At 55.9% G+C, this 25,399-nt stretch carries 21 protein-coding genes; 7 read left to right on the forward strand and 14 right to left on the reverse strand.

What is annotated here, in order from left to right:
• Positions 1-32 precede the first annotated feature (32 nt).
• Positions 33-2,969, reverse strand: coding sequence for an excinuclease ABC subunit UvrA (uvrA, locus tag OZX73_RS04695; protein WP_277150929.1), 2,937 nt, complete (start codon positions 2,967-2,969; stop codon positions 33-35).
• Between the two features lie 371 nt (positions 2,970-3,340).
• Between uvrA and OZX73_RS04700 the strand changes: the two genes are divergently transcribed.
• From OZX73_RS04700 to OZX73_RS04715, 4 genes are all read left to right on the forward strand, one after another.
• Positions 3,341-4,942, forward strand: coding sequence for an ABC-F family ATP-binding cassette domain-containing protein (locus OZX73_RS04700; RefSeq protein ID WP_277148019.1), 1,602 nt, complete (start codon positions 3,341-3,343; stop codon positions 4,940-4,942).
• Positions 4,943-4,984: 42 nt separating this feature from the next.
• A complete protein-coding gene (locus OZX73_RS04705; RefSeq protein WP_348519449.1) occupies positions 4,985-6,970 on the forward strand; it encodes a bifunctional ADP-dependent NAD(P)H-hydrate dehydratase/NAD(P)H-hydrate epimerase in 1,986 nt (661 codons plus the stop codon).
• A gap of 73 nt (positions 6,971-7,043) precedes the next feature.
• On the forward strand, positions 7,044-7,709 hold the full coding sequence (locus OZX73_RS04710; RefSeq protein WP_277148021.1) for an HAD family phosphatase: 666 nt from the start codon (positions 7,044-7,046) through the stop codon (positions 7,707-7,709).
• A 75-nt stretch (positions 7,710-7,784) separates the two neighbouring features.
• Positions 7,785-8,708 carry a LysR family transcriptional regulator gene (locus tag OZX73_RS04715; RefSeq protein ID WP_277148023.1) on the forward strand — a complete coding sequence of 308 codons (924 nt, stop codon included), beginning with the start codon at positions 7,785-7,787 and terminating at the stop codon, positions 8,706-8,708.
• 87 nt (positions 8,709-8,795) lie between these two features.
• Here the strand turns inward: OZX73_RS04715 and OZX73_RS04720 are convergent, their stop codons facing one another.
• The 4 genes from OZX73_RS04720 to OZX73_RS04735 form a co-directional block, all read right to left on the reverse strand.
• Positions 8,796-9,605, reverse strand: coding sequence for an SdpI family protein (locus OZX73_RS04720; protein ID WP_277148025.1), 810 nt, complete (start codon positions 9,603-9,605; stop codon positions 8,796-8,798).
• Positions 9,586-9,963 (reverse strand): metalloregulator ArsR/SmtB family transcription factor, encoded by a 378-nt coding sequence (locus tag OZX73_RS04725; protein WP_277148027.1) that lies wholly within the window; start codon positions 9,961-9,963, stop codon positions 9,586-9,588. The genes OZX73_RS04720 and OZX73_RS04725 overlap by 20 nt, the downstream gene beginning before the upstream one ends.
• Positions 9,964-10,257: 294 nt before the next feature.
• The gene (locus OZX73_RS04730) at positions 10,258-11,019 is read right to left on the reverse strand and encodes an SdpI family protein (protein WP_277148029.1); all 762 of its coding nucleotides are present in this window, start codon (positions 11,017-11,019) and stop codon (positions 10,258-10,260) included.
• A gap of 82 nt (positions 11,020-11,101) precedes the next feature.
• Positions 11,102-11,356: a metalloregulator ArsR/SmtB family transcription factor gene (locus OZX73_RS04735; protein WP_277148031.1), complete on the reverse strand. Its 255-nt coding sequence runs from the start codon at positions 11,354-11,356 to the stop codon at positions 11,102-11,104.
• A gap of 224 nt (positions 11,357-11,580) precedes the next feature.
• Between OZX73_RS04735 and OZX73_RS04740 the strand changes: the two genes are divergently transcribed.
• On the forward strand, positions 11,581-12,126 hold the full coding sequence (locus OZX73_RS04740; protein WP_277148033.1) for a hypothetical protein: 546 nt from the start codon (positions 11,581-11,583) through the stop codon (positions 12,124-12,126).
• Positions 12,123-12,323, forward strand: a complete 201-nt coding sequence (locus OZX73_RS04745) for a helix-turn-helix transcriptional regulator (RefSeq protein ID WP_277148035.1) — start codon at positions 12,123-12,125, stop codon at positions 12,321-12,323. Before OZX73_RS04740 ends, OZX73_RS04745 begins: the two co-directional genes overlap by 4 nt.
• Before the next feature lie 99 nt (positions 12,324-12,422).
• Here OZX73_RS04745 and OZX73_RS04750 read toward each other — a convergent pair whose 3' ends face one another.
• The 9 genes from OZX73_RS04750 to OZX73_RS04790 form a co-directional block, all read right to left on the reverse strand.
• Complete coding sequence (locus OZX73_RS04750; RefSeq protein WP_277148037.1) at positions 12,423-14,237, reverse strand: AMP-dependent synthetase/ligase; 1,815 nt, start codon at positions 14,235-14,237, stop codon at positions 12,423-12,425.
• A gap of 99 nt (positions 14,238-14,336) precedes the next feature.
• Positions 14,337-15,029, reverse strand: a complete 693-nt coding sequence (gene pyrE / locus OZX73_RS04755; protein ID WP_277150931.1) for an orotate phosphoribosyltransferase — start codon at positions 15,027-15,029, stop codon at positions 14,337-14,339.
• A 303-nt stretch (positions 15,030-15,332) separates the two neighbouring features.
• Positions 15,333-16,298, reverse strand: coding sequence for a dihydroorotate dehydrogenase (locus OZX73_RS04760; RefSeq protein WP_277148039.1), 966 nt, complete (start codon positions 16,296-16,298; stop codon positions 15,333-15,335).
• A 38-nt stretch (positions 16,299-16,336) separates the two neighbouring features.
• Positions 16,337-17,155 carry a dihydroorotate dehydrogenase electron transfer subunit gene (locus OZX73_RS04765; RefSeq protein ID WP_348519474.1) on the reverse strand — a complete coding sequence of 273 codons (819 nt, stop codon included), beginning with the start codon at positions 17,153-17,155 and terminating at the stop codon, positions 16,337-16,339.
• Positions 17,156-17,223: 68 nt separating this feature from the next.
• Entirely contained in the window at positions 17,224-18,300 is a 1,077-nt protein-coding gene (pyrF, locus tag OZX73_RS04770; protein ID WP_277148042.1) for an orotidine-5'-phosphate decarboxylase, read from the reverse strand.
• Positions 18,301-18,399: 99 nt separating this feature from the next.
• Positions 18,400-19,908, reverse strand: coding sequence for a dihydroorotase (locus tag OZX73_RS04775; RefSeq protein ID WP_277148044.1), 1,509 nt, complete (start codon positions 19,906-19,908; stop codon positions 18,400-18,402).
• Between the two features lie 126 nt (positions 19,909-20,034).
• Positions 20,035-20,454: an aspartate carbamoyltransferase regulatory subunit gene (locus OZX73_RS04780; RefSeq protein WP_277148046.1), complete on the reverse strand. Its 420-nt coding sequence runs from the start codon at positions 20,452-20,454 to the stop codon at positions 20,035-20,037.
• Positions 20,454-21,410: an aspartate carbamoyltransferase gene (gene pyrB / locus OZX73_RS04785; RefSeq protein WP_277150932.1), complete on the reverse strand. Its 957-nt coding sequence runs from the start codon at positions 21,408-21,410 to the stop codon at positions 20,454-20,456. Before pyrB ends, OZX73_RS04780 begins: the two co-directional genes overlap by 1 nt.
• A 258-nt stretch (positions 21,411-21,668) precedes the next feature.
• Positions 21,669-24,797: a bifunctional [glutamine synthetase] adenylyltransferase/[glutamine synthetase]-adenylyl-L-tyrosine phosphorylase gene (locus tag OZX73_RS04790; protein WP_277148048.1), complete on the reverse strand. Its 3,129-nt coding sequence runs from the start codon at positions 24,795-24,797 to the stop codon at positions 21,669-21,671.
• On the opposite strand from OZX73_RS04790, the gene OZX73_RS04795 reads away from it, so the two are divergent.
• Complete coding sequence (locus OZX73_RS04795) at positions 24,750-25,370, forward strand: hypothetical protein (RefSeq protein WP_277148050.1); 621 nt, start codon at positions 24,750-24,752, stop codon at positions 25,368-25,370. The genes OZX73_RS04790 and OZX73_RS04795 overlap by 48 nt on opposite strands.
• Positions 25,371-25,399 lie beyond the last annotated feature (29 nt).

Genomic DNA, 25,399 nt, shown 5'->3' on the forward strand with positions numbered 1-25,399 from the left:
TACCTTTCGAAATTATCAACCATCAAAACAATTCACTTGAGCATAGGGCCGAGATACTTGCCCGTCCAGCTTTTTTCACATTTGGCCACATGTTCCGGCGTGCCCTGCGTGACGATGGTGCCGCCACCGTCACCGCCTTCAGGGCCGAGGTCGATGATCCAGTCTGCGGATTTGACCACATCGAGGTTGTGCTCGATGACGATGACCGTGTTGCCCTTGTCGACCAGTCCCTGCAAAACCTGAAGCAGCTTGCGAACGTCCTCGAAGTGCAGGCCGGTAGTCGGCTCATCGAGGATATAAACCGTCTTGCCGGTGGAACGGCGCTGCAATTCGGTGGCGAGCTTCACACGCTGGGATTCGCCGCCGGAAAGCGTGGTCGCCGGCTGGCCGAGGCGGATGTAGCCAAGGCCGACATCGACCAAAGTGTCAAGATATCTGGAGATGCCAGTGTATGCCTTGAAGAAATCAGCCGCTTCGGAAATTGGCATATTCAGCACATCGGCCACGGACTTGCCGTTGTACTTCACCTCGAGCGTCTCGCGGTTGTAGCGCTTGCCGTGGCATTCCTCGCATTCCACATAAACATCGGGCAGGAAGTTCATCTCGATCTTGATGGTGCCGTCACCATGGCAGGCCTCGCAGCGCCCGCCCTTGACGTTGAACGAGAAGCGGCCAGGTCCGTAGCCACGAACCTGCGCCTCGGGCGTCTTGGCGAAAAGCTGACGAATCTTGTCCCACACGCCCGTATAGGTGGCGGGATTGCTTCGTGGGGTGCGGCCAATCGGGTTCTGATCAACGTGGATGACCTTGTCGCACTGATCGACACCTTCGACTCGGGTGTGCTTGCCCGGCACGATGCGTGCGCCGTTGAGCTTGTCAGCCAGTGACGGATAGAGAATCGAATTGATGAGCGTCGATTTGCCGGAACCGGAGACACCGGTGATGCAGGTCATCACGCCCAAAGGAATGGAAACATTGATGTTCTTAAGGTTGTTCTCTCGCGCCCCAATGACCTTGAGTTGCTTGTCCTTGTTGGTTTTGCGGCGTTTCTTCGGCACCTCGATCGTCCGACGGCCGGCGATGTAGTCTCCCGTGATGGAACGTGGAGCTTCGACGACATGCGCCGCCGGACCAGAGTAGACGACCTCGCCACCTTTCTCTCCAGCCCCGGGGCCGATATCGACCAGCCAGTCGGCTTTTTCGATGGTCTCCTGGTCATGCTCGACCACAATCAGCGTATTGCCGAGATCGCGCAGATGATGCAACGTCTTGATGAGGCGTTCGTTGTCGCGCTGGTGCAGGCCGATGGAAGGCTCATCGAGCACGTACATCACGCCGACCAAGCCGCTTCCGATCTGGGTGGCCAGGCGGATGCGCTGCGCCTCGCCGCCGGAAAGAGTCTTGGCGGCACGAGACAGCGTCAGATAGTTCAGCCCGACATCATTCATGAACCCGAGCCGCGCACGAATCTCCTTCAAGACCTCGCCGGCGATCAGTGCGGCCGAACCTTCGAGCTTCAGCGAACGAATCCATTTGAGGCTGCGTTCGACCGGCATATCGCAGACATCGGCGATGGATTTGCCGTCGACGGTTACCGCCAAGACCTCGGGACGCAGACGCTTCCCTTGGCAGGTCTGGCATGGCACCTCGCGCATGTAGGACTCGTAATACAGTTTCATCTGGTCGGAGTCAGTCCCGTCGTGCCGGCGCATGAGTGTGCGCACCACGCCTTCGAAGCCGGTGCTGTATTCGCGCAAGCGCCCCCAACGATTGCGATAGGAAACCTTGACCTTGAAATCGTGGCCATACATGATGGCCTGCTGGATTTTCTTCGGCAGGTCCTTCCAAGGGGTGTCGAGGCTGAAGCCCATCTCCTCTCCCAGGCCTTCAAGAACGTGACGATAGTAGTCACCGGTGCCCTTGGTCATGCCCCAAGGCTCGATGGCGTTCTCGTTGAGCGATTTGCTCGGGTCTGGGATGACCAGTTCCGGGTCGATTTCCAACTTGTAGCCGATACCGTCGCAATCGGGGCAGGCGCCATACGGGGCGTTGAAGGAGAAGGTGCGGGGCTCGATCTCATCGAGTTCGAGCTGGTGGCCGTTTGGGCAGGAACGTTTCTCGCTGAACGGTTCGCGGCGGTTCGGATCCTTCTCATCCAGGTCGACGTAATCGATGACCACGATGCCTTTGGCCAATTTCAGCGCGGTCTCGATGGAATCGGTCAAACGCTGGCGGATGCCGTCCTTGATGACCAAGCGGTCGACGACAACCTCGATGGTGTGCTTCTTCTGTTTGGTGAGCTTGATATCGTCGGAAAGCTGGCACATCTTGCCATCGATCAGCGCACGCGAATACCCGTCGCCGCGAAGCAGCTCAAGCAGATCCTCAAACTCGCCTTTACGGCCGCGAACGACCGGCGCCAGAATCTGGAAGCGGGTCTTTTCCGGCTTCTTCATCAGGATATCGACCATCTGCTGCGGCGTCTGGGCACTGACGACCTCACCGCAGACCGGGCAATGCGGGATGCCGGTGCGCGAAAACAGCAGACGCAGATAATCATAGATCTCGGTGATGGTGCCGACTGTGGAACGAGGGTTGCGGTTGGTGGTCTTCTGGTCGATGGAGACGGCCGGGCTCAAGCCTTCGATGAAATCAACGTCAGGTTTGTCCATCTGCCCCAAGAACTGACGGGCGTAAGCGCTCAGCGATTCGACATAGCGACGCTGTCCTTCGGCGAACAGCGTATCGAACGCCAGCGAGGACTTGCCAGAACCCGAAAGCCCAGTGAACACGACCATGCGGTTGCGTGGAATGGCGAGGTCGATGTTCTTCAGGTTGTGCTCGCGAGCGCCTTGGATCGTGATCTTCAGGTCGCTGGGGATATGCGAGATGTCCGCCACGAGCGAATGGTCGGTTTTGCGCAGCGGCGCCTTCGCGATCTCCTGAGACAGGAACGAGTCGCTGTCCATCAGTTTCTGCGCCACCACACTTGCCAACGGATTGCCGGTTTTCCCTGATTTGCGCGCCGTCGATGCTGTTGCCAATGCTTACCTCCGCTTGATGCCGAATGCTCCACTGTAGGATAACCCATCATAGTGGACGGTTCGAACAATTGTTCGAGTATGTGTTTCCACCAATAAACCTTGTATATACGCCATTTACCAACAGCTATCAGGAAACGTATCTTCGCGGGTTCTTGATAAGCGAAACCAGAATCATGCCGTTACCTCAATCACTTCATACCACTTATTCCTTTGGTAAAAGCAGACGTGTCGCTATGATGGCATGTTGGTGTATTTCGCCGCAATTTCGTGATAGCAAACAGGACAGGTAACAAGGTATGGCAATCGAGGCGCAAGGGCTGGAAATTCAGATCGGGGCACGGACGCTGCTCAATCCCACTGATTTTCATGTGAGCAAGGGCGACAAGATCGGCCTGGTCGGACGCAACGGCGCCGGCAAGACCACGCTCACCCGGGTCATCACCGGCGACCTGCTTCCCACAGCCGGCAAGGTTCGTGTTTCCGGCAAGCTCGGCTACCTGCCACAGGACACCCACGCCGACGACCCCGAGCAGAGCGCGCTCGACCGCATGATGAGTGCCCGCGACATCGCCAGCATCATCAAACGCATGCGCAAGGCCGAGAAGGAAATGACCAACGAGAATCCGAAGGTCATGGAAAAGGCGATGGACAAGTACGACAAGGCCATGCAGGCCTTCGACAAGGCCGGCGGCTATGCGGCGCAGTCCGAGGCGATTTCGATGGCGGCGAGTCTCGGCCTTCCCAACGACGTTATGCAGCAACCCATCGGCACGCTTTCCGGCGGCCAGAAACGACGCATCGAACTGGCGCGTATTTTGTTCTCCGACGCCGATACTCTGATCCTCGACGAACCGACCAACCATTTGGACGCGGATTCCATCGAGTGGCTGCGCGGGTACCTCAAGCGGTTCGAGGGCGGATTCCTCGTCATCTCCCACTCCACGGAGCTGCTGGACGAAGTGGTCAACAAGATCTGGCACCTGGACGCGCAGACCGCGCAGATCGACATGTATTCGTTGGGCTGGAAAGCCTATCTGAAACAGCGCGTGGTGGACGAGGAGCGTCGCCGCCGCGAACGTGAGGTGGCCGAGAAGAAGGCCGCGCGCCTGATGAGGCAGGGCATCCGCCTGCACGCCAAGGCCACCAAGGCCGTCGCCGCGCAGAACATGATGCGTCGCGCGGAACGTCTGTTGAGCGAGACCAGCGAGGCCGAACGGCAGGAGAAGGTCGCCGACATTCGCTTCCCGGAACCGGCTCCCTGCGGCAAGACGCCGATCATGGCCAAGGATATTTCCAAGGCATTCGGCTCCAACATTGTGTTCACCGGCATCAATCTTGCCATCGACAAGGGTTCCCGCGTGGTCATTCTGGGCTACAACGGTGCCGGCAAGACCACGACGCTGCGCATCCTGGCCGGTGAGGACAAGCCCGATACCGGCGAGGTCGTATACGGCCACGGATGCAAGATCGGCTATTTCGCGCAGGAACACGACACGTTGGAAATGGACGCGACCGTACTCGAGAATCTGCAGCATGTCGCCCCCGACCTTGACGACACACACGCCCGTTCCATCCTCGGCAGCTTCCTTTTCTCCGGCGATGACGCGTTCAAACCGGCGAAGGTGCTTTCCGGCGGCGAACAGACCAGACTCGCGCTTGCGACATTGGTGACCTCGCGTGCCAATGTGTTGCTACTCGACGAACCGACCAACAACCTCGACCCAGTCTCGCGCGACGAGATTCTCAAGGCCATCGCCAAGTATGAGGGCGCCATTGTGCTGGTCACCCACGACGAGGGCGCAGTCAAGGCACTCAACCCCGAGCGGGTGCTGCTGATGCCGGACGGCGACGAAGATCTGTGGAGCGACGATTATCTGGATTTGGTCGCCGAAGAATAAGGTAACATCGAGCTAACGATTGCGGATAGCAGGAGGTCGGAAATGGACGAAGTGAGGATGACGGAACTGATGCGCAAATCGCTGCTGCAACACCGTGCTTACAGCGTCGAGACTGTGCGTGGAATGGAACGTCCATTGCTCGACAAGGGCGTGCCTCTGATGCGAATGGCGGCCTCGGCGGCGGCAAGGGTCACCACCGAACTGCTCGACGAACACGACATCGATGTCGCCGGGGCGAAAGTCGTGTTGTTGGCTGGCGCCGGAGACAACGGCGGGGACGGCCTTTTCGCGGCGGCGCAGTTGGCTTGTGCCGGTGCCCAGGTCACAGCCATCGCAGTCGGCAAATCGTTGCACTTGCAAGGTCTGCTCGCCTTCACCAGAAGCGGCGGACGCTTGCTGATCATCAATCCGGAAGCGGACATCCCCGGTGTTGCCTCCGGTTTCAGCGCGGGAGAAGCCGGTGAGCGCTTGCAGGCGGCCATCGAACTGACGCAGCAGGCAGATGTGATTCTCGACGCGATGACCGGCATAGGCGTCCAAGGCTCCTTGCGTGGGCCTGCCGCAACCATGGCCAATATCCTTCATCCCACCAATGATGACGGAACCGAACCGGAGAGGCCGCAGTTTGTCGCTAATACCGAACAGGAGCAGAAGCCTCTGGTCATCGCCATCGATACGCCTTCCGGCATCGGTGTGGACGACGGCACCTTGCCCGGCAGCTATATTCCGGCCGATGTCACGGTGATGTTCGGGGCGATGAAACCCTGCGCAATGCTGCCTCCGGCAAGTTTCGCCTGCGGCCGCACTGTTCTGGTCGATTTCGGTTTCGACATTACCTACGCCTACCCCGTCGTTTCCTCGATTGACGAGACTGCCGGCGGTATGATACGTCTGCCGAAACCATCGGATTCCAAGTACTCACGTGGTGTCGTCGGGCTGATCACCGGATCTGCGAAATATCCCGGTGCGGCGGTGCTGAGCTCGGCCGCGGCTATGCGTTCCAATATTGGCATGGTCCGTTATATGGGACCGGTCAACGCATCCGACATGGTACTGCGGAATTCCCCCGAAATCGTTCTCGGCAAAGGGCGCGTTGAGGCTTGGGCCGTCGGTTCCGGCGTTCCGACGGCGGCCGCTTCAGGAACCGATCAGAACCAGAATTCCGGCAAGCACAGTCTGTCCGGCTCTGACGGCCAGCGCGAAGCCATTGCGGCGCTGCTCAAGCACTATGCATTGCCGGATAAGAATGCTTCCGGGACCCGCGACGAGACCGAGATTCCAGTCCATGATCTGGATAACGAAGAAACGTCATACGTATCCAAGCGTACCGGAATTGTATGGGGCAACGCCGATCCGGACGTCGATTACGACAGCGAGCCTTGGACCATGCCGCCGATCTGCGTCGACGCAGGTGCGCTCGATTTGCTTCCCGAACGTGTGCCGGCGCATGTCATCATCACGCCGCACGCCGGTGAGCTCGCGGCATTGCTGCGTTTGCGCGGTGAGGATGTGGACACTGCGGCCATCACCGCAGAGCCTTGGCATTGGGCCAAACGAGCTCATGAACTGACTGGCGCGACCGTGCTGCTCAAGGGTGCGGTAACTATCGTCGTTGGCGACGCCAACGTGGCTGGTCTACCTGCCGGAATTGAAGAAGGAACCGAAAATGCCGACGGCACACGCAAGATGACCACGACCTACATCTCCGGCAGCGGACCCGCATGGCTGGCAACCGCCGGAGCCGGGGACATACTGGCCGGAGTCATGGCCGGAATGCTCGCACAACAGGGCGAGGAAGAGTTGCAACACGGCCCGAACCTCGATATTATGACCGCCGCAAGCGCAAGCTATATCCACGGTTACGCCGCAAGCCTGGCCGCGGAAAGCGACCAGCACGGCTGGGAGCCGCCTGAGATTTTCGATGCGGATGGCACGATCACGCCGGAAGGCAAACCGGGGCATCCGATTGTGGCGACCGATGCCATCGAAGCGTTGCCCCAGGCGTTTGAGGAATTGGTGCGGAAATAGGTTCCAACGAACCGGTCAACTCACGGCCAACGGCATGGAAATACGGAACTGAAACAAGCAAAGAGCAGGAGACATGATGGGCAAAGCAGAAAACATAAACGCCATCAATCGTGAAGCTGTAATCCGTGACGTCATGTTCGACTTTTGTGGCGTGCTGCTCGAACTGAATTATCGGCCATGCCTGCAAGGCCATTTCCCGCAAAAGGTCGTTGATACCTTGTGCGCGGACGAAGATGATACTTACGGGTTCTTCGCCACCGAGGCGCGTATGGACGCGGGTGAGAATTTCGCCGATGTCATCAAGGATTATCGAAAGCAGTACGGCGACGATCTGGCCGACATGTTCAGCTATTACATTGGACATTACGATGATGCCCTACCGAAAATGATCGATGGTATGGAAGAGCTGTTAACTGATTTACGAAAAGCGGGTTATGGCGTGTGGGGGCTGACGAATTGGTCAGGCGAAACCTTCCATTTCGCCTTCGAAAAGTTCCCACAGCTCGAACGCCTATTGCAAGGCACCGTCGTGTCCGGCACCGAAAAGATGCACAAGCCCAACGCGGATATCTTTAATCTTGCCCTGAACCGCTTCGATCTTGATGGGAATCACACCGTTTTCCTTGATGATACGCAAGCCAATGTGGATGGCGCAAAAGCCGTCGGCATCAACGCGATCCGATTCCAAAACGCCAGCGACGCCCGAACAGAGTTGCAACGTCTGGGTGTTAATATCTGAGCCAAAACGGATTTCAATATCAAAAATCGTTATAAGTTAACCTTCCCGATACACACGTTGTTATAAACTTTGGATATGACACTGCTACAGCTGAAATATATCGTCAAGATCGTGGAGTGCGGCTCGATGAACGAGGCCTCACACGAGCTGTATGTCTCCCAGCCCGCACTGAGCTCGTCAGTCAAAGAGCTTGAGCACGAGATGGGCATCGAGATCTTCACCCGCTCGTCGCAAGGCATCGCACTGACCGTCGACGGCGCGGAATTCCTCACTTACGCCCGCCAGGTGCTCGACCAGGCCGAACTCATGGAGGAACGGTACAAGCACGCCAAGCCACGCAAGCAGTTGTGCAGCGTCTCTACCCAGCACTACATGTTCGCCGTCGAGGCATTCGTCGAAATGATCAATTCCATCGAATCCGACGAATACGAATTCACCATCCGCGAGACCCGCACACGCGACATCATCGACCAAGTCGCCAACATGCTTTCCGAAATCGGCATCCTCTATCTCTCCGATTTCAATAAGGACGTCATCGGCAAGCTCCTGCGCGGCAAGCACCTCGAATTCCATCCGCTGTTCCGTGCCGGACTGCACGTCTTCATCTCACGCGACAACCCACTCGCGTCCAAGAAAATGGTGACCATGGACGACCTCAAGCCATACCCGTTCATCCAATACGAACAGGGCGAGGAGGGCAGCTTCTACTTCGCCGAGGAAGCGGTCTGGCCCAAGGACTCCCCCAAACTCATCAACGTCACCGACCGCGCCACGATTTTGAACTTCATCATCGGGCTCAACGGCTACACCATCTGCACCGGCATCGACAACGGCGACCTCAACAATGAAAAGATCGTCACGGTCCCGCTCGACACCGACGAGACCATGCTGGTCGGCTGGATCACCAACGAACGCGCCAACCTCTCCAACGCCGCCGAAAGCTACCTTTCCAAGCTCAAGTCCGTCATCGCCAGCCACGGCTACAAGCTGATCGAATAAGTATTTTCAAACCGATGGAGATTTTTCATAGCCTTTTTCATACCGAGAACTGATTGTCGAAAAATCTCATCTTAATTACGATTGGCATTATTTCTTGTTAATCTTGCCGCCGACATCGCCGTATTTCTTGCCGGCGTAGACGCTGTAGATTGCGAATGCTATCACGATCGCCAAGCCGACAACAAGGACGGCATACAGGTCGACGAAACGGGACGAATGCACAAAGAGACCTGCAACAATCAAGACGATGCCGCCAATGATGAACGCAAAACCGCCGAAACGCTGGCAGCGACGCCAGGACTCACGGCTTTTGAAAGCTCCGGGCATGCGTATGCCGGACCATCCGTTCGGTTTGACGCTCGGCATGACATTGCCGAAAATGATGAGCGCCAAGCCAGCGGTCACGTTCATGATAGGCTCCAACGGTATGCTGGAACCCGTACCTCCCTTGCTGAATGCATCGGAGATAATCCAAATGTTGATGATGTTCATCTCCAAACATACCCAACATCCGCCGCCGATCCAGACTCGCACTGTCGTTTTTGGGCTCATATCCGGATGCGATTGTTTGTACACGGAAAGTCCGAGAGGAATCTCGCACACCAGCCAGAACACACAAAAAATCAACACCATCCAAGCAACAACGAGACCCTCATATTTGCTCCCCCAACGGTCAAGCTCATTCTTACTGTTGTAATGCATCGGTATAGTATCCGGCATATACGGCAAAGCCAGCAGATAGATGATAAGCGGCAACAAAGCGAGAAGCACCAGGGCGAAGTTCCAATTTTTCGCACCGACAAGCACGTCTTTCCAACCAATATGTTGCTTGAGATGTCCAGATTCGTCATCACTGACTTTCTGAACTTCCGTCTGGTTATCTTCGCGTTTTTCCATTCCTCACCGTTTCGGTTGCGCTTTTTTGTGAACCTCGGATAGCGTTCCCCCTTGCTGCTCGCTTCGCTTTGTACCGCGAAGCCTTGGAAACAGCATTGTTGCGCTGTAGCTCTTTCATCCAGACAATGGTGTCGTCAAGGACGGTCAGATTCGGCTCGTACCAGATGGTCGTGCCGTCGCGGCTGTCAGTAACCAGCTCGGCCTCCTTGAGCTTGCGCAGATGATACGAAAGCCTTGATGCCGACAACCCCGTGGCTTCCGCGAGTTCTCCGGCATTCATCACTCGTTGTCTCAGCAGCTGAAGAATCTCGCGTCGAGCCGGATCTGCAAGCGCCGACAATGTAGTCTGCACACCCATTATTCAGTACCTCATTAGATAGAATGTTTCAACTAAATTTGAAATTATCCTAAGATTATCATCTTGTTCCGGAAATACAAAGGGACCATCAACCACAATACGAGTAGAGTCATCAATATAAAAGACCGTTCGGCTTTATGACTTGCTTATTGGCAAACCATCAAGGATCAATTAAAAAGTCCGACTTTATTTCGCTTGGCCAAACAAAAGAGCAATAAAAAAAGGTATGGGATAATATGATGATTATCCCCATACCCACTGTTCTTGGTTAAAAACTCAACTCAAAATACTTTTTCAACGCTTTTTATCGAGCGATCCTCCTATATTCCCGTATTTTTGCGCTGCATATATGCTATAAACGATGCCGATAATCCCTAAAACCACAGCGACTCCAGCAATGATCCAAGAACTCGCCGAGCGAAACACAAGTCCAACAGCAACAAGCACAACGCCACCGGCAATCAGCAATATGCCTCCGACCCTTTGGCAACGGCGCCACGTCTCGCGGCTTTTGTAAGCCCAGGGGGTACGTAGACCAGACCACCCGTTCGGCCTCGAATTGGGCACAATGTTACCCAAAACAATGAACACAAGCCCTGCAACGATATTGGAGATTGAGGAGCCATTAAATGAAGCGTTGCCGATATTACCGTTATTGAAAACTGTCCAAATGTAATAGATGTTCAAAACGTTGATAGTGATCAAGGCACCGCAACCGCCAATGATATAGACCTTCAAAGTAGAGAATGGGTCTTCATCTGTTCGTTTCCTGATCGAACGTACCACCAAAATCTCTGAAAGCATCCATAGCACACAAACGAACAGTGATAAGAGAGGAGATGCGAGCCCTTGAACGTTGCTTCCCCAACTTTCAATCCCAGAATCACCATAACGCATGGGTACTCGATTGGGCATAGACGGCATCGCAATCAAATACACAATCAGGGGCAGCAAGCCTATGACACCAAATACCGCGTTCCATACCATAACCCGTCTGGCGACACTTTGCCTCATATTCGAATTTTCAAACTTTCCATCGTTTACATCCTGAATCATTTCAGTTCCTTTGTTTGTGATTAGATTTCATGTGATTCCAACCAAGGGAATTACATGAATTTACCTTGCGGTTGACGCTTGATTAGAGTTTGTTGAGCCAAACGATAAGATCGTCAAGTACACTCAGATTCGGCTCATACCAAATGGTCGTTCCATCTCGGCTGTCTTCCACGAGCCCAGCCTCACGAAGCTTACGCAAATGATACGAAAGACTTGAAGCAGACAAACCGGTCTCGCCCATCAGGTCACCGGCATTCATGACCTTCTGTCTGAGCAATTGAAGAATCCTTCTGCGCTCTGGGTCAGCAAGTGCTTTCAATGTAGTTTGTAAACTCATCGCCTCTCCTTTCTTGCTAGAAACCATATCTTATATTTCAAATATATTTGAAATATAGAAATAGATTACAATGTTTCTGTTTTTATTTCAACTTATTTTGAAATATATTTCATCAAAATTGACAGTCCTCGACTAACAATGTATAGTTTCTTTTACATAGTAAAGTTTGCTTTACTTGATGTTGTTGGAATTAGGCTATTTCATCGATGCGGTAAAGGAGGAATATGATGAACAACCAGACCGGCACCACTTCTGAGCTACATGCCGAAGCGACCGAATCAAATAAAACAACCGGAAAGAAGACAACCAGCGCCTTCGGTACGAAAACCATTTTCGGAGGCGGCAAAGTCGCTCTTTGGGGCACATCGATTGTCGCGGGAATCGTCATTGGTGTCATATTCGGGGTCATCGCTTTTATCATCCGCAGACCTACACAGCTCAATGATTGGACTTTCATCATATTGATGGCGGTATTGATCGGCGGCTGCAGCGTCGGCTTCTGCTGGGTGACCATCGTCGACAGAACGACCATCACCGGCTCGATTCCCCATCCTGAAGAGAACGTGGAAGACACCTGGCGCACGCAGGCGATGTCCACGGGCCTTATCGGAATGGTGCTTGCCGATACGGTACTGCTCCTACTGGTGGCGTTCTACGACAAGCCGATTCCCAGCGTCGTCGCGGCGTTCGCGCTGCTTGGCATCATGCTCATCGGATTGCTTACCATGGCATGCGCCTACTTCGTCTATCGCAAGAAGGCCATGGCATGAAGAACCACCTGCCGCAACTTCGCCAGCAACACCAGCTGTCGCAGGCCGCTCTCGCTGAGTCTGTTGGCGTGAGCCGTCAAACCATCATCTCCATCGAAAAAGGCCGCTTCGATCCTTCCCTACCGCTTGCCTTCCGTCTAGCCGAACTATTCGATTGCACTATCGAAGACATCTTCAATCCAGGCTCAGAAGAATAACGTTTTATTCTTGTGAATAAGAAACTGCCTTATGAATCGCGAAGCATGAAATGAGCATTTATTTGCGATTCATAAGGCAGTTTTATTTATCAACCCTACTCAGCTCTTCTTCGGCGCGTAGATGACGTTGTCGATGAGATCCTTGTAGTAATCGGTGATGACCTGGCGCTTGGCCTTGAGGCTTGGGGTGAGCATGCCGTTGGCCTCGGTGAATTCGTCGGGGACGATCTCGAACTTGCGGATGGATTCGGCGCGAGAGACCAGCTCGTTGGCCTTGTTGACGGCACGTTCGACCTCGGCGCGGACTATCGGATTCTCGCTGGCCTCCTTCAAATCCTTGACCGGTTCGGCACCTTCGGATTTGAGCCAATCGTTGGTCTCCTGCAAATCCAGCGAGATGATCGCGGCGATGAACGGCTTGCGGTCGCCGACCATGACGCATTGGCTGACCACCGGCGAGGTCATGACGGAGGTCTCGACCTCGGCAGGCGATACGTTCTTGCCACCGGCGGTGATGATGATATCCTTCTTGCGACCGGTCAGCGTCACAAACCCGTCGGAATCGATGGAGCCGAGATCGCCGGTATGCAGCCACCCGTCAACGATCTGTTCCTTGGTGATTTCGGGATGGTTGTGATAACCGACGCACACGGCGCGGCTCTTGATACACAACTCCCCCGTATCGCTGACGCCGACGGACACGCCCTGCAGCGGAATGCCGACAGTACCGATCTTGTAGCCCTTGGTGGGATTGACCATGGCCGGAGCGCAGGTTTCGGTCATGCCGTAGCCCTCAAGCAGCGGCAGGCCGACGCCGTTGAAGAAGTGCGCGATAGTCGCGTTGAGCGGCGCACCACCGGAGACCGCATATTCGACCTTGCCGCCAAAAATCTGCATGATCGTGGAATAGACCAGCTTGTTGTAAACGGCATGACGAATTTGCAGCGCTCGCGGAATCGGCTTACCGGATTGCTGGGCCTTTGACCAGGCGATGGCGGTATCCGTGGCATGCGAGAAGACACGGCCGGCGATGCCAGAACCAGCCTTCTGCGAGGCGGCGTTGTAGATCTTCTCGAAAATACGCGGGACGGCGAGGATGAACGTCGGTTTGAACGTGCGGAAATCGGCCAGAATGGTCTTGAGATTGCTCGACAAGCCAAGTGTTACCGTCCCTGCGAAGCAAACAAGCTGCATGAATCGGGCGAAGACGTGCGCCAACGGCAGGAACAGGAGCAGCCTACGACCGGGCTTGTTGAGGATGTCACCCATGGACTGCACGCCGGAGATGGTGATGAACACGAAATTGGAATGGGTCAGCTCGATGCCTTTCGGTGTTCCAGTGGAACCAGAAGTGTAGACGATGGTTGCCAAATCGCTGCCTTTGACCGCTTTTTCGCGTTGCCAGAATTCCTCGTCGGTGACGCTTTGGCCGAACTTTTCGATGGTCTCGATGGCTCCAGCGGTAATAACATACACATCTTTGAGATCGGCACAGGAATCACGCACGGCGTCAATCTTGTCGCGCTGTCCGTCATCTTCGGCGAAGGCCATCTTGACATTGGAATCGTTGAAAATCATCTGCACCTGGGCAGGCGAATTGGTCTCGTAGACGGGAACCGTGAGCGCACCGATCGACATGATGGCCACATCGAGTGCTGTCCACTGCCATGACGTATGCGCGATAATGGCGACGGAATCACCAGGCTTCACGCCACGGGCGATCAGGCCTTTCGCCAACCCTATGACCTTGTCGCGGAACTGCGTCGCGGTAAATGACTGCCACTTGCCGTCGTCGCCGACATACTCGACCAACGACTCTTCCGGTGTGCGCTTGGCACGGTCGTCAAGCAATGTGAAGATGTTCCGGTCGCTTTCGATCGGTTTTTCTAGCGGCTGTGTGTATTCCTGTTGCATACGGCTCCCTTGTTGACGTAATGCTATTAAAAACTTTACTCCGAGCGTAAGAAATCGGTGTCAAAAGCCGTGGCTGACTAAATACGTCAATGTGTTATCTCATGCGCCATATTTGGCCAAATATGTATCGGCACGTTCCTTGATGTCGTCACCGAGCAATGGCTTGCCGTCGGTGGTGACCATGCGGGAGGCGGCGGCGAAGATCTCGCGGACGTTGGCGATGGAAAGGACGGGGAAACCGAACTCCTGCTCGACCGACTTGACGGCGGACATGTCGGAATCCTTGGTCTTTTCCATACGGTCAACCGAAAGCACCAATCCTACGATATCGACGTTTGCGGCGGATTTGAGCTTCGGGACGACCTCGCGGACAGCGGTGCCGGCGGTCATCACATCATCGACCAGGAGAACCTTCATACCGTCTTTCAGCGGGGTTCCGACAAGGATGCCACCGTCCCCGTGATCCTTCTTCTCCTTGCGATCGAAGGTATAGCCGACCTCCATGCCATGCATGCTGGTCAACGCAATGGCCGTGGAAACTGCCAGCGGGATGCCTTTATAGGCCGGGCCGAAAATCGTGGCGATATCTTTCGGGAGCGTACCGTCGGCCATGGCCGAAGTGATCTTTTCGGCGTAGAAAGCGCCTAACGTGGCGATTTTGCGGCCGTCGTTGAACGCGCCGGCGTTGATGAAGTAAGGCGACTGACGACCAGACTTGAGCATGAAATCACCGAATTTCAGGGCTCCGGATTCGAGCAAGAACTCGGTAAAACGTTCGTCAAACGGGGTCATCCCATTGGCCTCGTTGCGACTATGTTTCTGATTCATGATAATCCCTTTCATTTTCATATTATTCGTTGTACCAACCGATGCCGTTTCTACAATTGCGCCACATATAGGTCACTAGGAACTAATCAGCAGCCCAAAAATGGCGGAAATAAACTGTTTGCGCCATAAACAAGCCGCTAAAAGCCTGTTAGTTGCCTATATATGGCGGAAAAATATTGTTGCACCATAAATAAGCCAGTGAGTGCTGAGCAGTGGTCCATTTATGGCGGAATTGTTCGACTGCAAGCAGCTGAGTGGCGACCACGGTTACCACGTCTGGCCTTTGGCAAGTTTCGTGGCTAGTTCGGGACGAGAATCGAGCAGATCGTCAAGCTCGCGGGCTACGCGCATCGGGGCGGTCGGGTCGAACAGCGCTGCGGCGCCTACCTCGACGGCGTTGGCACCGGCGTAAAGATATTCCAGGGCTTTCTCCCCCGAATCGATGCCGCCGATGCCGATAATCGGGATGTCGGGAATGGCCTGACGAACTCGCCATACGAAGCTCAGGGCGATCGGGAAGATGGCCGGGCCGGAAACGCCGCCGGTACGGTTGGCGATGATGGGCTTGCCGGTGTTGATGTCGATGCGCATGCCGACCAGTGTGTTGATGAGGCTCAGTGCGTCCGCACCAGCGTCGACCGCGGCATGGGCGATCTGAACGATGTCGGTGACGTTCGGGGAAAGCTTGACAATCATCGGCTTATCTGTCAAAGTCCGCAGGTGCTTGATGAGCCGGCTCAGCACCACTGGGTCGGTGCCGACGCTCATACCGCCGTGGCTGACGTTCGGACAGCTGACGTTGATCTCCAGCATGTCGGCAGGCGAATCGGCGAGTTTCTCAACGACCTGCGCGTAATCCTCGTCGCTGTGGCCGGCGACGTTGGTGATGACCATGGCGCCAAGCTTCTTGAGCCGCGTTAGTTCGTCGACAAGGTAGTGGTCGACGCCCGGATTCTGCAGGCCGACGGCGTTGACCATGCTGGACGGGCCTTCGGCGGTACGCGGCGAGGGATTTCCCTCCCACGGAATCGGCGAGACGCCTTTGGTGCAGATGGCACCCATCTGGCTGACGTCGTAATAGTCGCCGCATGCATCAAGCTGGAACGTGCCCGAGGCCGTGCCCACTGGATTCTTCCATTCTACCCCCGCGACGACGGTCTTGTGCCGCCATTCATGGGGTTCAAGGACGTTCATTGCCTTAATCTGTTCGGCCTGTTTCGTTTGTTCGTTCATCGCAGCAGTTCCTTCGTTGATCGTACTCGTCATTGCGTTCACGCCTCCCAGCCCAGTTCTTCGGTGGTGAACACGGGACCGTCCTTGCAGACTTTGAGCCTTCCGCTCGGCGTATCGACCACGCAGGCCACACAAGCTCCGTAGCCACAACCCATGCGGGCTTCGAGGCTCAACTGTGCCGGAATACCGCGTTTGCTGGCCCAGGCTGCGACAGCTCTCATCATCGGCGTCGGCCCGCAGGAGAGGATAATCGACGGCTGGTCGGTGCTACGAAGTTCGTCTTCGATGTCATTCAGCAGATCGACGACGTTGCCTTGGGCATTGACGATGCTGTGAATATGGTCGGCATAAGGAGCCACTAGATCATCGGCGAAACGTACGTCGCGATAACCGAAAACCGAGGTTACTTGTGTACCATCATTGCGTCCACTAAGCGTTTGTGCGGCATACAGCAATGGCGGCACACCAAGACCGCCGCCAACCAATACATAATTTGCGGGCTCGGCGGTATCGAACGGCTTGCCCAACGGCCCGAGAACGTCGATGACATCGCCGGCTTGAAGCAACGAGAACTCTGCCGTCCCTGCTCCGACGATTTGGTAAATCAAGGTCACATCGTCACCCTCGACCTTGGCCACGCCGAATGGACGGGGCAATGTCAAGGTGGCGTTGGCGGGATAAAGGTTGACGAACTGCGCCGGCTGTGCGGTTCGAGCCACGTACGGATCGCGGATAACCAGCTCGTAGATTCCTTCGGACAACATCGAGGCGGCAATCACCTCGTCGGTGCGTCTTCCGGGCTTCCGTCCGGCTTCGGCCGCCTGCCGTTCGACGGTTCCGGTGGTGACAGTAGGCATAAAAGCGGTTGCGCTCATGTCTCTCCTTCTCAAAATTCTGTTGATTATAAGTTTGAACATTGCGATTATCAGTGCAGGGCTTTTCTCAAGTCATCACGCATCGCGATGGCTGCGGCTCGAGCGCTGCGACCCACCAAATCAAGGGCTTCTTCCTTGGCCATATCCTCGCGGTACTCCCCTGATTTCTTCCACGCGCCGATGATGCCACGCGACGAGTTGACGATGGCCCCGCGACCGTTCTTGTCGAACATCTGTGTGGCATCGGCGGATGTACCGCCCTGCGCACCGTAGCCTGGCACAAGGAAGAACGTATGTGGCATGCGTTCACGCAATTCCCGGCCCTGCTCCGGATGGGTCGCTCCGACAACGGCACCAAGTCGTGAATATCCATATTTGCCGATGGAGTCCGCGCCCCAGCCTTCCACGAGGTCGGCCACGTGCTCATAGAGTTTGTCGCCGTCTGCGAGTTCGAGTTCCTGAATCTCTTTGCTGGAGGGATTCGAGGTGCGCACCAGCGCGAATACGTCTTTGTCGGTTTGCTTGGCAGCGTCGGTGAATGGGGTGATGCCGTCAGTTCCGAAGTACGGATTGACCGTGACGGCATCTTCATACCATGGCCGGCCGTTGACGTCGTCTTCGCGTGAATTGATCTGGGTCAAATGCTTGGCATAGGCCGCAGCCGTAGAACCGATATCGCCTCGTTTGATGTCGCCAAGCACATACAGCCCTTGCTTCTGTGCATATTCACAGGTCAAGCGGTAGATATCAAAACCGATGGAACCGTAGGCCTCGTACATGGCGATCTGCGGCTTGACGGCCGGCACGATATCCTTCACTGCGTCGATGATTGCACGATTGAACTCATAAAAACCCATAACAATCTGGGCACCCGAATCGCCTTCCAAAACCTTCTTGGCAACCTTCATTTTGGCGTCTGTACCGTCGGCGTTGTTTATCGAAGCCAGAATTCGCTGATCTTCGGGATTGCTGCTCCTCTCCAATCCCTCAATGAATGACTCGAGATCCTTTTCGTTGAATTCAATCTCCATGGTGCAGGCCTGAGAAGGCACCAGTGCCTGCGTCGGATCCAGCCCGACAATGCTGGGATTGTCTTTGGCTTCGATGGCCTCAATCAGTCGATCCATTGCTTTACCTCGTTTTCTGCATTCGTGGAACTGTTCTGTTATTAATTATCACAGTTATTCTGACTGTTATGTCGAGTCATATACCAGCCAGGATTTCATTTAAACTACCCTTGAACTGTCGTGTTTACTTGTCGGGCTGTCCGGCAACCGGCTAAATACCAGCTTTGAACCGATAATCGTCGCCATCGGCCTGCCGGTAAGCTTCCAGCCATCGAACGGGGTGTTGCGGCCCTTGGAATGGAATTTTGCTGAGTCTACAGTCCATTCGTTGTGGGTATCGATCAACGTCAAATCGACGTATTCCGGGTGTTCGACCTTGCTTAAATCCAGCGTCCGTTTCGTCGCGCACTTTGATGAGGTGTTGAGCAGCATCGCCACGTCCGTCGGCGTGTGGCCCATTAATCGCTCGGGAGCCAAAGCCATGAGCTCAATTAAGCGTTCATCGCTGATGGCTCCGCCTTCGACCAAGACCTTGCGGCAGACGCCGTATGCACATTCCAAGCCGATGATGCCATTGGGAGCATCGACCAGATCTCCCGCTTTCTCGGCGGCCGTGTGCGGGGCGTGGTCGGTGGCGATCATGTCGACGGTTCCGTCCGCAATCGCGGCGACCGTCGCACGCCTGTCAGCCTCACTTCTCAGAGGCGGGTTCATCTTGGCCATCGCGCCATACTTCAGAATGTCCTCATCGCATAGCGCAAGGTAATGCGGTGCTGTCTCACAGGTAATGGGCAACCCCTCGGCTTTCGCTTTGCGAACAGCATCGAACGCTCCGGCTGTGGAGACGTGCTGGAAATGGATATGGGCACCCGTTCGTCGTGCGGCTTCGATATCACGGTCGACTATCGCCAGTTCGGTTTCTGCCGGGATACCGGCGATGCCAAGTTTTCTGCTGACCGCCCCATCGTTGATGGCTCCGGAATCATGATGCTCACAATGTTCCAACACCGGCAATCCCGTCGCCTTCGAGTCGGCAAGAACCGCGTCGAGAATTTCATTGGTGATGGCCGATCCGTCATCAGTGACCGCACGCAACGGGTGCTCCGAAACCGGATTATCCGAGCTTCCACCTGTCTTTGATTCCGCATTATCGGAGTGCGATGAACACTCGGTCGAATCCATGAATCGTGCATAATCTTCCGGCCGACTAGGCAGCTTTCCGGCACGCCCCAGCGAAGCACAAACCGAGAGGTCATAACGAACCGGCAGCTTCACATTGTGCAACTGCTCATAGCGCTGCAAATAATCGAGCGTATTGTAGGCCCCGACCTCCCTGAGCTCTTTGCCGCCGTCGACAACATCCTGAACATTGATGTCACGTCCGTCGGCAGCAGGCAAGGTGTTCGGCATGATGAGCACGCGTGTGTAACCGCCAGCCGCGGCCGCCGCAGACCCGGTGACCATCGTTTCTTTGTCCAGCTGTCCTGGATCGCGGAAGTGCACATGTGGATCGGCGAGTCCCGGTGCGACGATCAGTGACGAGCCGTCAATATCACCGGAAACAACGGCACCTGGCTCGGTAAACGAACGTTCACCGTCGACTTCCGGTACGATGAGGTCGATACGCTCGCCGGTGTCCCACACCGCGATGTCATGAATGGTCAGCATGTGCATTCCGTTCTGTCAATAAACCGCTATTTGCCTGTATCTCCACTTGCTTGATGTTCAATCAAGCTTTTGCCTGCCAGCGCCTAATCCCATCAATCCAACGGAATCCGGCGCAGGGCAAAATCCCTATCGTTCCGCTTCCTCGTCACAATAATCGCAACGGTATTCACGGCGTTCGGCGTTGGCCAGATGGAACCGCTGCTCCAAACCGGTTTCGGAAGTGGTCACACAACGTGGGTTCTTGCAGGTGATGACACCGACAAGGTGCTGTGGCAACTCGGGTTTCGCCTTCTCGACGATCTCGCCGCCACGGACGATGTTGACGGTGGCGTGCGGGGCGATGAAGCCGAGCGCGTCAAGATTCAGATCCTCGACGTCCTCGAGCTTGATGATGTCCTTGGCTCCCAACGCGTGGCTGTCCGCGTTCATGATGAGCGCCAGCTTTGTTGTGGCCGGGTCGACCTTGAGATAATGCAGCACAGTGAGCGCCATGCCCGCGTCCACATGGTCGATGATGATGCCGTTGGTGATGCTTGTGACTTCCATCAGGCCAACACCTCCTTGTTCTCGTCGTAGCCGGGCAGTTTGTCGCCAAGCACCGAGCTTTCCAGCGCCATGCGCATGAGCATGCCGCGACGCACCTGCTCGAAATAGGCGGCGCGCGGGTCGTCGTCGACTTCCTTGGCGATCTCGTTGACGCGTGGCAACGGGTGCAACACGGCCATCGTGGGCTTGGCCAGTTTCATCTTGCCTGCATCCAAAATGTAGGTGTCGCGCAGACGGAGGTAATCGTCCTCGTTGAAGAAGCGTTCCTGCTGGACGCGGGTCATGTAAAGCACGTCAAGGTCGCCGATGACCGCCGACAAATCCTTGGCTTCCACGTAGGAGCAAGTCGAGCTCTGGTCGATGCAGTCAAGCACATACTGCGGGGTCTTGAGCTCATCAGGGCTGATCAGTACAAAGCGGACATTGCCGAAGCGGCAGAGCGTGGTAATCAGCGAATGGACGGTGCGGCCAAACGTCAGATCGCCGCACAGGCCCACGGTCAGGTCGGTGACGCGTCCGAATCGTGCCTGGATTGTGGACAGATCGGCCAACGTCTGGGTGGGGTGCATGTGCCCGCCGTCGCCGGCGTTGATGACCGGCACATCCGACGAGTGCGCCGCGACCAGCGCGGCGCCTTCCTTTGGGTGGCGCATGGCGATGAGATCGGCGTATTGGGAGACTACCTTCACCGTGTCGTGGATGGTCTCACCTTTGGTGGCCGAGGAAAGCTGAGCGCCAGCAAAACCGATGACCTTGCCGCCAAGTCGGAGCATCGCGGTCTCGAAACTCAGGCGCGTGCGCGTACTGGGCTCATAAAACAAAGTGGCCAACACCCGGCCATTGCAGGTGTTCGCCACTTCTTTACGATGGGAATCGATGTATTGCGCTTTGTCAAGCAATACCCGAATCTCGGAAGTCGGTATGTTATCCAACGTCACCACGCTGGAACCGACCAATGATGATCGTCCAATCCCATCAACGGGAATCTTAGGTTTTTGTGTTATCGGCATCGGCTCACCTTTCTTCAACCAAGGTGGCCACTTGGCGTGACCATTGACAAGATACCCGCACGCGGCGACACGAGTGGGGCGCCTCCCATTTCTGAGCATGTCCGGCAAAAGTGACCAAAGCTGATTCCAAGAGCATGATCACTTTTCACGATTCGTAATACAAATAAATCGACTTTATCATCCAAAGCCATGCAACAGCCACAGCTACTGTCCGTAGAACAGCCGCTCCATCACCTCGCGGCACCGGCGCATCACGGCCTGGATATCGTTGCCGAAGTATTGGCCTCGGTTGGCGTCGTAGCCCAGAAACGTCGCCACTCCCCCGAGTCCGTAGAAATCGGACGGAAGCACATCGGCCTGAGAGAGCCGCGCGCCCCACAGATAATTGCCGTTACGAGCCGCTGTGAGCATCTTCCACGCCTTCCGCAATGCGTCCGCATCGTCGGCTTTGATGTATTCCAGATGCTCAAGCTCATCCAGCGCCGTGAGCGTGGAGTTGACACGCAGGCTCTCGTGCTCGCCCGCATGTTCGAGTTGGAGCAATTGCACCGTCCATTCGACGTCGGAAAGCCCGCCGGCACCAAGCTTCAGATGCTGGCTGCGTTTCACGCCGTGCGGCAGACGCTCCGCTTCCATACGTGCCTTGAGCTTGCGGATCTCGCCGATCTCGTCGTCGGTCAACGCCCTGTCCATATAACGCAGCGGATCGGCCAGCTGGGTCAGGAAATCCTCGGCCAATTGCCGGTCTCCGGCGGCGTACCGGGCTCGCAGCAAGGCCTGGCGCTCCCAGGTGCTGTACCACTTGGTGTAGTAGTCGCGGCAGGATTCATAGGAGCGGATGAGCGGGCCGTTCTTGCCTTCCGGACGCAAACCGAAGTCAAGGTCGATCTTGGGCTCAAGGCTTGCGGGACCTTGCAGGATGTTGCGCAGATCATTGACGACGTTGCGCGCAAATTCCGCGGCAGTTTTCTGTTCATCGCCATCGTTGTCATCCGCTACGTTTTGTATCGGACGGTACATCATGATGATGTCGGCGTCGGAACAGAAATTGACCTCACGTCCGCCGTAACGGCCCATGGCGATGACGGCGATGGCCACTGGTGCGGAATCGAGTTTCATCTCAACGCATTGATGGCGAATGGCCCACTGCAGGGCGGCTTCAATGGCCGAATCATAAACGTCGGTCATGCCAGCCAGCCCAACGCCGTCATCAAAGACCTTCGAGGTCCAGCCCAAGCCGATGCGCTCGATCTCATGCCGGCGCATTGCACGGATGGAAGTGGCGAAATCGTTCATGTTTTCGGCGTAGCGCGAGACCGCGGCCTTCGCCCGGACATCGAGGCTCTCGCGGGTGCGGGGCATGAGCATCTCGTCGTCACCGAGCCAGGTCACCGATTCGATGGATTGGTTGAGTGAATCCCCCAAAAGCCGGGAATTCGAAAGAATATGGCACAGCCTGATGAGCGCCTGCGGCGAATCGCGAAGGAACCCAAGATACTGGCTCCCGCCGCCGAAGCGTTCCTCGAGCTTGCGCCATTGCAACAGGCCCATGTCGGGGTTCTGCCCCTGCGCCAGCCATTGCAGGATAGACGGCAGGAGGATCCGGTTGATCTTGGCGGCGCGTGAGACGCCTTCGGTCAGCGCCTCGACATGACGCATCGCGGCATCGGGATCGGCGAAACCAATGGATTCGAAGCGCTCACGGGTGGCCTTATCGCTCAGCGTGACCTGGTCATCATCGAGTTGCGCGTTGATAGGCAGCATGGGCCGATAGTAGATATCGGTGTGGAGGCGACGGACTTCACGCCGCACCTTGTCGTATTTGTCAACCAACTGGTCCGGCAACAAGCCAAACGCGCGGCCCATGCGACGCAAGTCGGGATTATCGTCGATCGCCCGAGGGTCGGCGTTGCGGACGATATCGACCCCGCCCTCATTGGCTTTGCCCAAGTCGGGGAAAAGATGCGTGCGCTTGAGTTCCCACATCTGCGCCCGATGCTCGAGCACGCGTTCGAAACGGTAATCCTCATCCAGTTTCGCGGCCTGCGGACGAGCGACGTAGCCTCCAGCCGAAAGCGCCTGCAACGCACCCAACGTGGAACGGCCGCGCAATGACTCATCGGAACGGCCATGGACCAATTGCAGCATCTGCACAGTGAATTCGACATCGCGCAGCCCGCCCTTGCCAAGCTTGATTTCCCGATCGCGCAGGTCAGGAGCAATGTTGTCTTCGACGCGTCTGCGCATCTTCTGGCAGTCATAGACGAAATTTTCCCGTTTCGACGCCGACCAGACCAACGGCCTAGTCATATCAAGGTAGGCCTTGCCCAATTCCTCGTCGCCGGCGACCACACGTGCCTTGAGCAACGCCTGGAACTCCCAGTTGTTCGCCCATTTGTCGTAATAGACGCGGCAGGAATCGACCGTGCGCACCAGCGGGCCGTCCTTGCCTTCCGGCCGCAACGCTGTGTCGATCTGCCAAAGCGGCGGCATATCCACCCCGGGCATCACCGACTGGCAGATCTTCTGCAATGTGGTGCCGATTTTCGTGCCGATACGCGTCAACGTCACACCGTCGATTTTCTCGTCGGCGCCTTCGGCGGCAAGCGGTTCGACTATATACACCAAATCGCAATCAGAGACGTAATTGAGTTCCTGAGCGCCAAGCTTGCCCATGCCGATAACCGTGAATCCGCAACGTTCGCTGCCTTCAACTTGCGTTTTGGCGATTCCCAGCGCCGCAGAGATGGCGGCATCGGCAAGGTCGGAAAGCCTGGCACTGATTTGCGGTTGTATTTTCACCGGATCCGCCGCAGCCGCGTCCTTGGCCATGATGGCCGCAAGCTGAAGATAATAATTCTCACGCAACGCTTCCACGGCTATTGACATGTTGTTCGTCGGGATTGGAGTGTCCGCTTGACTCGAAACAGCCGTTTTAACGGCATCGCCCATGTGTAAGACACGTTCAGCGCGACTGAATTCGAGGCTTCCACACGGATCGCAGGCCGCTGCGGTTGCCAAATCCGGATGCGTGCGCATCAGCCCGCCCATCGCGTCCGAAACGCCCAAAACCCCGATCAACCGCGAAAGCGCCGTTGGATTATCGACAAACTTTGCGCGGTTTTCCTTCGAAGCCACAATCTCGGCAAGATGCTTCAACGCGATATCAGGGTCGCAGGCCCGCTCAAGCGCGGCGAGCACGTTCTTCCGTTCGGCTTCGTCGAATCCCACGCTTGCCAAAGAAGCGAACAAATCGCCGCTCTCGCCCAAATTCTGCAATCCCGCATGGATAAGCTCGCGATTGCTGATGGTGAAGTCCTCGGAATGTTCCATGGTTCCAATCTACAACAACTCGGTGCATTCAACGCGCACAAGCCAAAATCACACACCTGCTTGAAGGAAGTACCACGCACATTCCCAGTGCGGCAACCAATTTCGCAGCTTTCGCCCCACAACATATCGCAAGATGACAGCAACGTTGGCAGAATATCGATTATCCTGTTAATAACAAAGTTTTATACAGGAGACACATTGGAAACTATCGACATCGTTGTTGCGATTATCGCGGGTATTGCCGGGCTGGCGACTGGGCTTATCGTCGGAGCCATGCCCGCGTTCACCAACAAATTGAATGACTGGCAGAATCATTTGCAAGAATGGGCCGGCATCATCCTGATCGTCGTATTCTTCTTCCTATTGTATTACAAACTCAATATCTCGTCGTGGACGCTCATCATCGCCGCCATAGCCGGGTTCGCTTTGGCGAAACTGCCGCCACTTCACCAATGGCTTGTCATGAAATTCCCGAAGTTGGCGCCAAAAGTGGAAGAGAAACCGAGGCCCAGGCCTGCCGAATACCACACACCGAGAAAGAAGAACGGCAAGAAGCACAAGCACACCCACTGATTCCAGGCTCAGTTTTCACTGAAACCCAT

The organism is Bifidobacterium sp. ESL0775, from assembly GCF_029395475.1.
Lineage (GTDB): Bacteria > Actinomycetota > Actinomycetes > Actinomycetales > Bifidobacteriaceae > Bifidobacterium.